We start from the raw sequence: 12,301 nt of genomic DNA, 5'->3' as shown, positions 1-12,301 counted from the left end.
CTATAATTTTCAGATATATCAAAGTAGTTTTAATATTTTTTAATTGAACTTTAAAATACTTCAGCATATATAAATTTATCTTGTAAATTTCCTATCTCACAGTTCATATTCAAATCTTACAATTTATAAAATATACATACAGTTAATATACTATACATACAATTTATAGCATACTCTTAAAACCTTGAATATATTAATACATAAGGCTTTAAGAGCATTTTATATTTTTAAGAAAAGAACACAAAATTTTATAAGATTAATCAATAATTTAATGACTTTAAGATTAAATTTTATAACTATAAAAATAAATTTTACAACTTTACATTATATAATATTTTAGCTAGAAATATTGGCCAAGCATCAAGAAATCAGTATTAAATTGTATAAAAAAAGAGAGATAAAATTATGTTAATCTCTCTAGGTATCTTTTTAGTTTATTTAAATTAGTCATGGGAATCATATTTAGGCAACAAGAAATAAACCCAATGTATGTAAAAAATACCAGGTCTATTTGTATTAGTATATTATTTTTAAAAATGTCCATAAGAAATAAACTAAGCATATTTTCATTGGTGAATAGTCTTTGGATTAAAAGAACCATTCACATGAAGCTTATAATGCTGCTAATGCTTGTTTTATTTCAGCTCCAAGATCATAAGCATTTTGCTCTTTAGTGTATTCTATAAAATTTTCACCAAGCTCATAGCTTCTTATATTACTATTTAAAGATACACGTTTTTTAAATTCTTTAAATTCATTTACAACGCTTTTAACTACAGCAGCAGCATATGCAGGCAATGATTTTATATTTTCACGGCTTTTATGCACTTGAATTGCTCTATATTTGTTTATTATAAGCTGAGTTATTCTTTCTTTTAAAAACCATTCTTTAAGATTTGCTATTGCACGAATTAGATGCATTGCTTGTTTTTTAGTTAAAGTTATTTTAGCAAATTTAATTTTTTCCATAACAAGATTGTATTCTTTTATATTATTAAGTTTAACAAGTTCAATATAATCATCTTCTTGAACCTTATTATCTATTGCTTTACATTCAAAGTAAAATTTAAAATTAGTGTTTCTTTTAGGTGACAAATCGTTTAAACGCATATTTTCACTATTATCTTTAAATATTTCAGAGTATTTATTAAGCATTTTATTTATAGTGTATTTTGCATAATATTTTGATTTTGTCTTTAAAACCTTCATCCAGTCACTATTACTTTTTAAAAGATTCATAGAAAAGCCATCATGAAATCTTGAGGCCTTAGAATCACATAACTCAGCCATATATATCATAAGTCTTTTTTCACGAGCCTTCATTGTTCTAAATTCATCAGTGAAGAAGAAATTTCTTATATGGGTATAACCAGTAAAACCAAAGGATGACTCATTATTTTCATTATGAATAAAAGATAAATCAGCCTTAGATTTTGTCATATTCTCCATATTAACTAAAATCCAGCTATGTAATTCTTTATCAAAAGCCAAAATAGATTTTTCTATTAGCTTATCTATACAGTTAAATACTGTCTTATAAGAAACACTTAATCTGCGGCGGACTAAAGCTATAAGATCAGCTTTCGAATCTGTAAAAGTTTGAATCAGATATTTTGAATTAACTTCACTACTTATATCTACTAAGGAAATATAAGTGTCAATAATATAGTATTCATTACATTCAAATAGTATTTTTGATAAATGTGAATTATATAGTTTGGTAGCCATTTCTTCCTCACCTCATTTGTTGTCAGTATCTAAAATCCATTGTATTTTATAATCATGAATAATGCAAAACAGGTGTTTTTTTCACTCAGTACGGTTAATTTTTGACACAATGGAAGATAATTTTGACGAAGGAATGCGGGTTTGATGGCATTTTTCCATTTAGATACGTAAAATTTAAACAAAAAGCTGAAAGCCTTGAAGATACTGGATTTATGGGGATTTTTAAAAATTCTAAAATTAAAAATCACAAATTTTTAAGATTTTTTTTCACTCAGTACGGTTAATTTTTGCACAATGCAAGAAAAAACATTAAAAATGCAAGGTTTTTTCACTTAGTACGGTTGATTTTGCACAGAAATTCAAAAAATAATAGGAGTATTGCAAGAAAAAAATCAAAAAAATTTTTAATTTTTTTTGATTTCTTCGAAATTAATTCAATAATATTCCATAATATTGAATTATTTATCATATTTATGATATAAATGTTAAAAATTATAATTTTTTTTCACTCAGTACGGTTGATTTTCAGCACAATTGTCACTCAGTACGGTTCATATCCAGCACAATTAACATTCAGTACGGTAAAACTTGCACAATTATCACTCAGTACGGTTCAATTTGCACACCATTTATTGTAAAAAATCAATTTATAAAGAGTATTGTGATAATTATTAATACATTATTATTTTTGATTGAAACATAAAAATAGCTTATGGATATTCAAGTATTCTAATCTTATGATATACTTTAGGCATATAAAGATTAGAACAGATTTTATATGCCTATGACTCATATAAAATAGAAAGGGTGAAAACTATGAGTACGGTCTTTAAAGATGAAATTTATAAGATTTTAGAGCCTAAATATAATGCTATTTTTAAAGAAAAATTTGATAAATATTTTGTCAGCTTAGCTGGAGATATTAAAAATTTAGATAATATATACAATAAAGAGTTTATAGTAAAGAATTTAGCAAGAGCTATAAAAACAACAAAAACAAGATGGGCAAATAAAGTATTAAATAATAAAAATAGCGTATTATATAAAGAAATTAAGTTTTTAGAGTATCAGTATGAAAAAGTTTTATCTAAAACATTATCTTTAGATAAGTTTAAGAGTTATTTTTCTGCAGATAATAGTGAAATATATAAAGAACAGATTTTAAGTAAAATTGAAGATTGGAAAAATGACACTGATACACTGCTTACAGATTTTTTATTTCTATCTGAATTAAGCAAAAACTCTATTAAAACAGCATTTAAAAATGATATATTAATTCTTTATTCAAGATATGATAAGGAAATTGATGATTATAACAATAATGTTACCAGGGTTCCAAGTATATTAGGTGATATTCCAATAGATACAACAGGAAGAGTTGATTTACTTACAAATGATCAAAAAAACATATTAGATGGATCACATGATTTAAGTGAAAATTCTACTATAGATAGATTTATTATGATTGGCCAGGAAGAACAAAATGAACTTTTAATTCAATTAGAACAAAGTACATATCTTCAAATTAAAAGTGGTGGTAATCCTCTTTTAGTAAATGATCTATTAACACAAATAGCATTTATAAAGGCTGTTAAGTATTTAAATAGAATAGATGTTAAAATTATAAGATATTATTATACTCATTTTCATAAGATGGTACTTGGTGAACCTATTATAAAGAGCATAAATTTAATTGTAAAAGATATTGGCTTAACTGATGGAGCAAAGAATTATGAAGCTGTTGAAGACTCAATAGCTAAACTTGGAAGTATAAAACTATCTTACAATATTGAAGGTACTTCAGTTAATGGGGTTTTTTTAGAAAGTAAGATATATACTTTAAATGGTTCTAAAATAGCAGAAGTTTATTTAGGAAATATTTTAAAAGAACTTATTATAAAAAAGAGTACTTTAGAATATGATGAAAGTGTATTTAACAGCTTAAGTGATGATTCGCAGCAATTAGCTATTTGGCTTCAAAAAAGAAGATATAGAGCTGAAATTAATAAACATGGGTTAAATGAAGATATTTATTTAAATGAATTTGCCACAGCAATTTATTGGAATACTAAAAATCACTATAGACAAAGAGATAGAATAAAAGCTGCTCTTGAAGAACTTAAAAATAACGGGATAATTATTAAAGACTTTATGTATATTAGTAAAATATTTCAATTTAATATTGAATATATTGAATTATCAAGTAAGGAAAAAGCTAAACTTGAAGAAGATCAGGATAGAAATTATAATGCTATAGAAAATTAATCGTATTAACTAAAGTCACATAATTTGTAACAAAAAGTAGTTACAAATTATGTGACTATTATAGTAACGTATACTGTCACTATAATATGTAACAAATTAAGTTACATTTATATAAGTATAAAGTAATATATGATCTCTACTTTATGCCATTTGAATCAAAAGCTGCAATATGAATTTCAGAAGTATATTTACTATTTAGAAATTTCAATTCTGGGTGTATGGTTATAAAATTGTTCATATAATTAACCACTTGAAATTATTCTAATTATTTGTGATTTGCCCAAAATTAAATAGCTTATTATAAAGATTTATTTGTGACTATTACTTTCCTTTACTAAATTGAACAGCCTGTCATTACAATAAACTCTTTCTCTTCCAATCTTTTGAGATGATAAAAAATTATTTTCTTCTAATTGTTTTAAATAACTTACTGCTGTTTTTCTACTTACCCTAAGGCCATCTTCAATATAAGATATCTTAGTATAAAATTCGAAAAATAATAATTCTAATAATTCTTTAGAATATATTTGTGGCAATTTTTCTTTTAAATCTTCACTAAAACTATTCATCTCTTCTACTATTCTTTCAACTAATGTTAACATAATAGAAATAACCTGCAGACAAACTCTGCAGGTTATTTTTGTAAACTCTCTAACGGGTTGAGTTGACATACGTGTAAAAACTAGCCACATACTTATATAAATATCCAATAAGCTGTTTTTAATTGGAAATCAACTTGTCTATATTTTTATTGTTAATACCTATTAAAGCTTATCTTTAATTTTTATAAGTGCAAAACTTGTTTTTAGTGAAAAATATAAAAATTTTTATTGGATGTATTTCAAGTTCTTTTAATAATTTTATAATTAGATTGACATTAGGATTACAAATAAAAGGATGTTTTTCTAATTTAGATAAATAACCTTTACTTATTCCTAATTTTTCAGCTAATTTAGATTGGGTTAGACCTTTTTCTTTTCTTTTTTCTTTTATCATATTTATCACCCCATTTTATTATGGTGAAAAACATCGAAAGTTTCATAGCAGTAAACCCTTTTTATTGTATAATATGTATTAAAAATAAGTAATTTTTTATTTGTAACTAAGTTTTATAAGAGAGGGGTAGGAATGGATAAAAATAGAAAAATTGAAGACCTAAGAATGGATAATGATAGAAAAATTGAAGAACTAAGAGAACAATTAAATAAAATGATTTGTGAAAATGTAAATTCTGAAACAATTCTAAAATTGAGCCAAGAGTTAGATATTTATATAGTAGAAGCCATGAAGAATTGTAAATAGGCTATTTACAGTTTTTTATTATCTCATAAGTCATTTCAAAATGAAAGTTTGAAATGACTTATGAAATATAGTTTAAATCCTTAGACAGGTTGGAAGTGAATGCTTCTTGCTGATTTAAGTTGTTTTGATTTGCAAACTCCTTGAATCTATTAATATCTTCTTCATAATTAATCTTAGTATTGCATGCGAAAAATACCGTACATTCATTTCTGAATAATACGGTATTATAACTACTATTTTATTTTATCAGAGTTCAGATATTTTTTTAAATCATTTTTTATTATTATAAAATAACTTGGAAGTGCATATACCAATACACCTATTATAAAAATTTGAGAAATATATTCACTAAATAATACATCTAATGCGTCGCCAAAGTAATATGCTCCAAGTCCAACTAAGAATAAATTTAGTATATAAAATACTACGCCTATATTAAGCTTAGAAATTCCTTTAACTACCAAATAAACACTTAGCGCTGCACATACTAAACCTAATAATGCTGAACCTGCTACTAATAAATAAGAACCTGCTGAACTAGTTAAAATAAATAATATTGCTTCTAAAAATTCTCTAAAGAATGTTATTGCTGCAATGATGAATACTCCTTTTTTACTTAAAGAAATAAATCGTTGATTTGGATTAATATCGAAGGACTTATTTTTTCTTAAAAGAACTACACTGTATAATATTAATCCTGATAATACTATACCTAATATGCCATCAAATAATTCACCTGCAGAACCGTTTAACAAAGCAACTTGTGAAAATATTATAGAACCAATTATAGTTGCAATAATTCCTCCTAAAGTTCCTCCTAGTGACACACTCTTACTCATTTCATACATTTTATTTTTATTAAAGTAAACTACTAGAGGAATAATAACCAAGAAAATCTCAATACCTTCTCTAAAGCATATTATAAATGGAGCAAGCATGGTTTTTCACCTCCTACTTGCTATATTATATGATTGAGTGAAATAAAATGTTTCAACATATTTTATTACTGTCTCCTATTTTATAAATACCGTAGTATTCAATTTTCAAAGAACTTTTTTATATTAGTTATTACACAAAATCTACACATTCTGTAGAAATTATAACTTCTATCTAATCCTACTTATCACTTTTATTTAATGGATTAGAATTAATTGCCTTCCTTACACTTTCATCATCAACATGAGTATAAATAGTTGTAGTAGCTATATTCTTATGACCTAAAATTGCCTGAATAGTTCTTATGTCTACATTTGCATGTTTATATAAAAGTGTAGCCGCAGTATGGCGTAGTTTATGCGTTGTATATTTATGTGTATCAAGATTAGCATTACTTATACACTTCTTTACTATGTGTTGAATTTGTCTTTTAGATAATTGAATTTTTCTTTCAGACAAAAACAAAAATTTATTTTTAACATCTGGTCTTACTTGTAAATATGTATTAATAGCACTTATGCACTTATCGTTTAAATAAACCGTCCTGTCCTTTTCACCTTTTCCCTTAACTACCAAGATATCTTTTCTTATATCCAAAGTTTTAATATTGCAAAGTTCAGAAAGTCTAAGACCACAATTTAAAAACAAAGTAATTATACAAAAATTTCTATCTCTATTTCGCCTGCCATCTATACTAGATAGTAATTGTTCAGCTTCTTCGAGCGTTAAATAATTAATTTGTTTACTAGGCTTCTTTGGTGCTTCAAGTTCTCTACATGGATTATATGTAATTATCTTAATCTTGGTTTCTAAGTAACTAAAAAATGATTTTAAAGTTGCAATCTTACGTGATCTGGTAGATGAATTATTTTCTCTTTCATTTTTAACATAAGCTAAAAACTCATATAGATCATTAAGATCTATTATTTTTATAAAATTTTCATCAAACTCCCTATCCTTAAACTTATCTTTGCTTTTAAAAAAATCTACTAAGAGCATTATATCTAATTTATAAGCATAAGTTGTACTTTTTGCTCTTCCTTGAATAACTGTCAAATAGTCTAAATAACTTTTAACTATCTCTGGAATCTCTTTATTCATTATTCCTTTGTTCTCACTTTCTTAAACTTAATAATTTTCTTTAGTTTAACATGAATTGATATTATTAATTCATTTAGTGATTATTCTGTAAAAAACATTTTCTATTGCATATATATTTATATCAAAAATGTAAAGGGGGTATTATCATGGCTGTTACTGCAACAATGAAAAGTAAAACTTTAGCTATTGAAATTCAAACTGGAACAGATAAAGCTGGAGATCCAATCTATGGAAAGAAAAGTTTTTCAGGAGTAAAGTTAACTGCAACTGATGAAGGTGTCTACAATGTTGGTGAAGCTATTAAATCTGTTTTAGAAGCAAGCACAAGAGCAACTTTAATTAATGAAGTTGAAACACTTGTGAATGCTTAAGCAGATAAGTGAGAATCCAAATCTTGTATTTGGATATTCGAACTTAGTTAACTTGTGAATATGAGTTAACTTCCTTATGAAATTGTTTTTTGTGCGAATCGCTTACACCTATGACGTCAGGAGTAGGTGTTTCCTTAAATATGTAGTAAAGGAGGTACGCTTTCATGGAATATACTTTAAATATGGTCTTTCTAACTACAGGTAGCAAGAAAACTACTTTTTCAGTAACTGGTGTCAAAAGTACTCTTACTGAAACACAAGTTAATACTTTAATGAATCAAATCTTAACTGAAAATATTTTTAGTACAACTTCAGGAGATTTAGCTTCAAAAGATTTCGCTACTATTGTCGCTAAGACAGTGACTACTATCGAAATGGTTTAATATCGTAGATTAGGGTAAGTGCTATCTTGCTCTTAAAAAAAATATGAAGGAGGTTATTTTCATGGCTGTAAGTAAAGTTATAAACTCAACTTCGCTTTCAATTGAAGTTCAAAGTGGAACTGATACAAATGGTAATCCTACTTACTCAAAAAAAAGTTTTGCAAATTTAAGAAATGACGTAGATCAACAAAATGCTTATGATGTTGCTGATGCTATAAAAGCAGTACTCGCAGAGCCAACAAGAGCATGTCTTTTAAATAAAAGTTCAGAACTCGTAAATGCTTAGTAAAAAGTTTATAAAATAGATCGTAAAGGAGGCTAAATATCATGGAATATACTTTAAGTATGGTATTTAAAACAGAGTATGGTTTAACTTCTACTTTATCTATTAGTGGTGTTAAATCAACAATTACACAAGCTGATGTAGATACCCTTATGGATATTATAATTGCTAAAAATATATTTTTATCAAACTCAGGTGCATTAGTTAGTAAAGATTCAGCTCAAGTTGTAGCTAAGACAATCACTAAGTATGATGTAGCTTAAGTTTAAAAATAAGAGTAATAGGGGTTTCTCTACTACTCTTATTTTTAGTTTAAATTCATGTTTGTTGCTCTTAAAATTAACTAAAGATCATTAAACTCTCACTTTTGATCAGAATATAGAATATAGCACGAAATAACCATTTCGTGCTATGTTTTGTTGAATTATGGTGACTGTCACCATTTAAGAATGTTGTGAAGTATTTGTATTTTAATTTAAGTGCTTTATTTTGACATAAATAAAGGTTCCAGCAAAGGCACATGCCAATAGAACATAAATGCCTATTTTTCCAAAAATCAATCTAATATTATTGTTTCCAATACCAATGAGGATATAATTTAATGCAAGAATACTGGTCCAAATAATCCCTTTTTTAAGTGCATCTGCTTTACTTTTTGTCTTAAGAAGCCATGCAAAAACAAGTGTTGTAACAGTCGCAGGCAATGCAGTTAACAATAATTCTAGATTAATCATGCTTGCCCATTTTACATTGTCTATTTCTTCTGAAACTTCTCCAAATGGAATCGTCACAATAAATTCTAAAATCGTTATGACAATAATAATAACTATTCCATATAAAACATCTTTTATAAATCCTTTCATACTAATCCTATCCTTTTAAATGAAAATTTGAAATTATAAATAGAGCTTAATATTGTATCTTATAATTTAATTATATGTCTATTACGACCTAAATAAAATTACAATTGTTAATTCTTCATATTTTACAATTTCATAACAACTTATAAGTGAATTATACCATTATGTACTATAAATTGCTATTTATTGGAATGGGTTTTGTCGGAAATATTGAGAATCCCTTTATTGTCAAAAATGTACAAACTGGAGAGCCTGTCCAACTTGAGAAACATTAAAAAGTGTACACGCAATAAACCTTAAAGCAACTTCAGTCACAAGTTCCCTCAGTATGGTGACTGTCACCATTTTACAAAAAATAAAACCAGGGTTTATTCTTAAACCCTGGCTTCATGTGAAAATAAGTGTAATTATGGGGATTTAAAAATTATTTTTGGAGTAATCCCCAATAATCATCTTCAAAATCATTTCCCATGACAATCACCTCTTTCAGGTATTATTGTGTGCAGTATTAAATTAAATATACTAGTATTACTACTGTTAAGTTATTCCATAATGTGATTTAGTGCCTCTCACCATTTTAGTTACTTTTTTTCTTCATAATAAAACCTTTCACCAGTTTTTCTATTATAGTAAACTCGTAATCTTCTTCCATCGGTTGGGTCAATGGTTATTTCTTCTGTTTTTTCAAATCCATCTGGAATGCCTGAACCATGATTTTTGTGATATCTCTTATCAAAAAACACATAAGTTATCACAACTAAAATAACCATACATATTTGAAAAATAAAATAAAAGTTAAGTGTTATTTTCATATTTTTATTCCTTTTCAACTATTACGGCAGTACCATAAGCCACCACTTCGCTCATTGTCTGACCAATTTCACTCGAATCAAACCTCATCATTACAATTGCATTGGCTCCCATAGCAGTAGCATTCTTAACTAAACGGTCAATTGCCTGTTTACGTGTATCTTCAAGCAAAGATGTATATTCATGGATTTCTCCACCCACCAAACTTCTTAGACCAGCCATCACAGTACCGCCAAAACCTCTACTTCTTACGACCAATCCAAAAACTTCTCCTTTTACTTCTTTTATTTTGTAACCAATAATATTTTCAGTAGTAACAATTATCATTAAATTTACCTCCTCTTTATACTTCTCAATAACAAGAATATTTTTTTAGAAGCATCACCCTTTTACCTAATATTAACCTGTATTAATCTTGTCATTTTCCGAAATTTCTGAATAATTAAATTATACCTTTTGGGGACATAATTTAAAAGACTTTTAGACAAAAATGTATTGTATATCAGTATAGTGACTGTCACCATTTTAACAATAATAATATATTAATAATCATTAAAGTTTTATTGTTTTACGATAAATAGTGTGCTAAAATGAAATAATAACAAATAAGAGAGGTGCTCTTTATGAGACTTAAATCAACACTTTTTTTAAAAATAGCCGTTATGCTTATTGGAACTCCCGTTCTTGCCCTTGGTATATTTGGATTGTTTGATTTATACAAGTATCCATTAAATCCAAATAATCATGAGCTAATACTATATCCTATTATAATAGGTATATATGTAACAGCTATACCCTTTTATTTTGCTTTGTATCAATCTTTTAAACTATTATGCTACATTGATAAAAGTAATGCTTTCTCGGAACTATCTGTAAAAGCTTTAAAGAATATCAAATACAGTGCAATCTCAATAAGTATATTTTATACAATAATATTGCCAGTTTGTATATTTTATAGCAAAAAGCATGATTTCCCAGGACTCGTAATAATGGGGATGTTCTCAAGCTTCACTTCAGCGGTAATTGCAGTCTTTTCAGCCGTCCTCCAAAAGCTTTTAAAAGAAGCTATAGATATAAAAATAGAAAATGATTTAACAGTATAGAGGTGAATTTTTTGGCAATTATAATTAATATTGATGTCATGTTAGCTAAAAGAAAAATGAGTGTAACAGAACTTACTGAAAAAGTCGGAATAACCATGGCTAACCTTTCTATATTGAAAAATGGAAAGGCAAAAGCTATAAGGTTTTCAACGTTAGAAGCAATATGTAAAGCACTGGATTGTCAGCCTGGTGATATCTTAGAATTCAGAAACGAAGAAGAACGATAATAATAGCAACTTCAGTCACAAGTTCCCTCAGTATGGTGACAGTCACCATTTTATCATAATAAAACGCATAGTATATTGCCAAAGGCTGGGTTACATATTCTAAAGATCCACTCTAAGAATATATAAAATATGTGTGAGAAAGCTCACTTTTGTAGGAACTTAAAAGTAAACAGACTACGCCCCATTAATATAAGCAAGTATTTAATTAAACTTTTCTTAATGTTTTAATTATTTGTGATACTCTTCCTTTGGTTAATTTAAGTTCTTTTACTATTTCTACTTGTTTATATCCTTTTTTATATAGTTCTTCTACTTCTTTATTAGGCAATGGCTTCTTAAGCCCTTGATTAAACTCTAGAGTGTTCTGAAGTGCTTGTTTTGGGTCATTGCAATAGCAACAGTACTAATACCTATATAAGAAGCACATAAGCTCTCTCTGGCCTTCTTCTTGTAAGGATCCATCATTATTCCTACAATATCCATCTCTAATCTCCTGAAGCTTTAATATATCGTTAAGCCTTGCATAATGAAGAGAATATAAAGTATAGAAATTTACTATATAAGCTTTTCTAGAAAATGTTTTTGAATTGCATTCCAAAGTGGAAGTACTTTTATTGGAACTGATTCAATAAGCCAGTATACTGCAAGTTCATATCCTGTGAATATTGCAAAGCTTGGTTCTGGAACATCCTGTCCAAAATAATCATTTTCAAGAATTCCAAGAACTCTTTCATGATCATAGCCTTTTAAATTTTCAATATTATAATAATCTATATCTATGTATAATGCGTTTAGTTTTCTTATATTTTCAATCTTTCTATACCTATAAATCTTCCTTGATCTATCCATTTATTTATAGCTGTAATTGATACATCAAAATATTTAGATAACTCTCCAGTAGTATAATTTATTTCTGCTGCAGCAGCTTCTAT

Annotated in this window: 19 protein-coding genes; 8 read left to right on the top strand and 11 right to left on the bottom strand. The window is 27.0% G+C overall.

From position 1 onward, the window contains the following. Positions 1-612 precede the first annotated feature (612 nt). Positions 613-1,728 carry a hypothetical protein gene (locus tag LLF98_RS12525; protein WP_291704080.1) on the bottom strand — a complete coding sequence of 372 codons (1,116 nt, stop codon included), beginning with the start codon at positions 1,726-1,728 and terminating at the stop codon, positions 613-615. 816 nt (positions 1,729-2,544) lie between these two features. Between LLF98_RS12525 and LLF98_RS12520 the strand changes: the two genes are divergently transcribed. Beyond that, positions 2,545-3,993, top strand: coding sequence for a hypothetical protein (locus LLF98_RS12520; protein WP_291704078.1), 1,449 nt, complete (start codon positions 2,545-2,547; stop codon positions 3,991-3,993). A gap of 308 nt (positions 3,994-4,301) precedes the next feature. On the opposite strand, the gene LLF98_RS12515 is transcribed toward LLF98_RS12520, so the two are convergent. Then, positions 4,302-4,595, bottom strand: a complete 294-nt coding sequence (locus tag LLF98_RS12515; RefSeq protein ID WP_291704076.1) for a hypothetical protein — start codon at positions 4,593-4,595, stop codon at positions 4,302-4,304. Between the two features lie 175 nt (positions 4,596-4,770). Further along, on the bottom strand, positions 4,771-4,989 hold the full coding sequence (locus LLF98_RS12510; RefSeq protein WP_291704074.1) for a helix-turn-helix transcriptional regulator: 219 nt from the start codon (positions 4,987-4,989) through the stop codon (positions 4,771-4,773). 132 nt (positions 4,990-5,121) lie between these two features. On the opposite strand from LLF98_RS12510, the gene LLF98_RS12505 reads away from it, so the two are divergent. Continuing rightward, positions 5,122-5,295: an aspartyl-phosphate phosphatase Spo0E family protein gene (locus LLF98_RS12505; RefSeq protein ID WP_291704071.1), complete on the top strand. Its 174-nt coding sequence runs from the start codon at positions 5,122-5,124 to the stop codon at positions 5,293-5,295. A 233-nt stretch (positions 5,296-5,528) separates the two neighbouring features. Here LLF98_RS12505 and LLF98_RS12500 read toward each other — a convergent pair whose 3' ends face one another. Together LLF98_RS12500 and LLF98_RS12495 are read right to left on the bottom strand one after the other, a co-directional pair. Then, the gene (locus LLF98_RS12500; RefSeq protein WP_291704069.1) at positions 5,529-6,233 is read right to left on the bottom strand and encodes an FTR1 family protein; all 705 of its coding nucleotides are present in this window, start codon (positions 6,231-6,233) and stop codon (positions 5,529-5,531) included. Positions 6,234-6,411: 178 nt separating this feature from the next. After that, positions 6,412-7,332: a tyrosine-type recombinase/integrase gene (locus LLF98_RS12495; RefSeq protein WP_291704067.1), complete on the bottom strand. Its 921-nt coding sequence runs from the start codon at positions 7,330-7,332 to the stop codon at positions 6,412-6,414. A gap of 146 nt (positions 7,333-7,478) precedes the next feature. On the opposite strand from LLF98_RS12495, the gene LLF98_RS12490 reads away from it, so the two are divergent. The 4 genes from LLF98_RS12490 to LLF98_RS12475 all read left to right on the top strand — a co-directional run bounded on the left by LLF98_RS12490 (position 7,479) and on the right by LLF98_RS12475 (position 8,632). After that, positions 7,479-7,703: a DUF1659 domain-containing protein gene (locus tag LLF98_RS12490; protein ID WP_291704065.1), complete on the top strand. Its 225-nt coding sequence runs from the start codon at positions 7,479-7,481 to the stop codon at positions 7,701-7,703. 182 nt (positions 7,704-7,885) lie between these two features. Continuing rightward, positions 7,886-8,086, top strand: coding sequence for a DUF2922 domain-containing protein (locus LLF98_RS12485; RefSeq protein ID WP_366512112.1), 201 nt, complete (start codon positions 7,886-7,888; stop codon positions 8,084-8,086). 61 nt (positions 8,087-8,147) lie between these two features. After that, the gene (locus LLF98_RS12480; protein WP_291704061.1) at positions 8,148-8,372 is read left to right on the top strand and encodes a DUF1659 domain-containing protein; all 225 of its coding nucleotides are present in this window, start codon (positions 8,148-8,150) and stop codon (positions 8,370-8,372) included. A 41-nt stretch (positions 8,373-8,413) separates the two neighbouring features. Then, on the top strand, positions 8,414-8,632 hold the full coding sequence (locus LLF98_RS12475; RefSeq protein ID WP_291704059.1) for a DUF2922 domain-containing protein: 219 nt from the start codon (positions 8,414-8,416) through the stop codon (positions 8,630-8,632). A 207-nt stretch (positions 8,633-8,839) separates the two neighbouring features. On the opposite strand, the gene LLF98_RS12470 is transcribed toward LLF98_RS12475, so the two are convergent. The 3 genes from LLF98_RS12470 to LLF98_RS12460 all read right to left on the bottom strand — a co-directional run bounded on the left by LLF98_RS12470 (position 8,840) and on the right by LLF98_RS12460 (position 10,366). Further along, positions 8,840-9,232, bottom strand: a complete 393-nt coding sequence (locus LLF98_RS12470) for a hypothetical protein (protein WP_291704057.1) — start codon at positions 9,230-9,232, stop codon at positions 8,840-8,842. A gap of 578 nt (positions 9,233-9,810) precedes the next feature. Next, positions 9,811-10,041 (bottom strand): hypothetical protein, encoded by a 231-nt coding sequence (locus LLF98_RS12465; protein WP_291704055.1) that lies wholly within the window; start codon positions 10,039-10,041, stop codon positions 9,811-9,813. A 4-nt stretch (positions 10,042-10,045) separates the two neighbouring features. Beyond that, positions 10,046-10,366, bottom strand: coding sequence for a YbjQ family protein (locus tag LLF98_RS12460; protein ID WP_291704053.1), 321 nt, complete (start codon positions 10,364-10,366; stop codon positions 10,046-10,048). 296 nt (positions 10,367-10,662) lie between these two features. Here LLF98_RS12460 and LLF98_RS12455 point away from each other — a divergent pair, with 296 nt between their 5' ends. Together LLF98_RS12455 and LLF98_RS12450 are read left to right on the top strand one after the other, a co-directional pair. Next, on the top strand, positions 10,663-11,142 hold the full coding sequence (locus LLF98_RS12455; protein ID WP_291704051.1) for a DUF2975 domain-containing protein: 480 nt from the start codon (positions 10,663-10,665) through the stop codon (positions 11,140-11,142). An 11-nt stretch (positions 11,143-11,153) separates the two neighbouring features. After that, complete coding sequence (locus LLF98_RS12450; protein WP_291704082.1) at positions 11,154-11,369, top strand: helix-turn-helix transcriptional regulator; 216 nt, start codon at positions 11,154-11,156, stop codon at positions 11,367-11,369. A 205-nt stretch (positions 11,370-11,574) separates the two neighbouring features. Here LLF98_RS12450 and LLF98_RS12445 read toward each other — a convergent pair whose 3' ends face one another. The 3 genes from LLF98_RS12445 to LLF98_RS12435 all read right to left on the bottom strand — a co-directional run bounded on the left by LLF98_RS12445 (position 11,575) and on the right by LLF98_RS12435 (position 12,218). Continuing rightward, entirely contained in the window at positions 11,575-11,697 is a 123-nt protein-coding gene (locus tag LLF98_RS12445; protein WP_291704049.1) for a hypothetical protein, read from the bottom strand. A 26-nt stretch (positions 11,698-11,723) separates the two neighbouring features. Further along, on the bottom strand, positions 11,724-11,852 hold the full coding sequence (locus tag LLF98_RS12440; RefSeq protein ID WP_291704046.1) for a hypothetical protein: 129 nt from the start codon (positions 11,850-11,852) through the stop codon (positions 11,724-11,726). 72 nt (positions 11,853-11,924) lie between these two features. Continuing rightward, positions 11,925-12,218: a hypothetical protein gene (locus LLF98_RS12435; protein ID WP_291704044.1), complete on the bottom strand. Its 294-nt coding sequence runs from the start codon at positions 12,216-12,218 to the stop codon at positions 11,925-11,927. Positions 12,219-12,301: the final 83 nt, after the last annotated feature.

The organism is Clostridium sp. (genome assembly GCF_021372645.1).
Lineage (GTDB): Bacteria > Bacillota > Clostridia > Clostridiales > Clostridiaceae > Clostridium.
The sequence above is the reverse complement of the archived record's forward strand: the minus strand, read 5'-3'. Positions and strand labels throughout refer to the sequence as shown.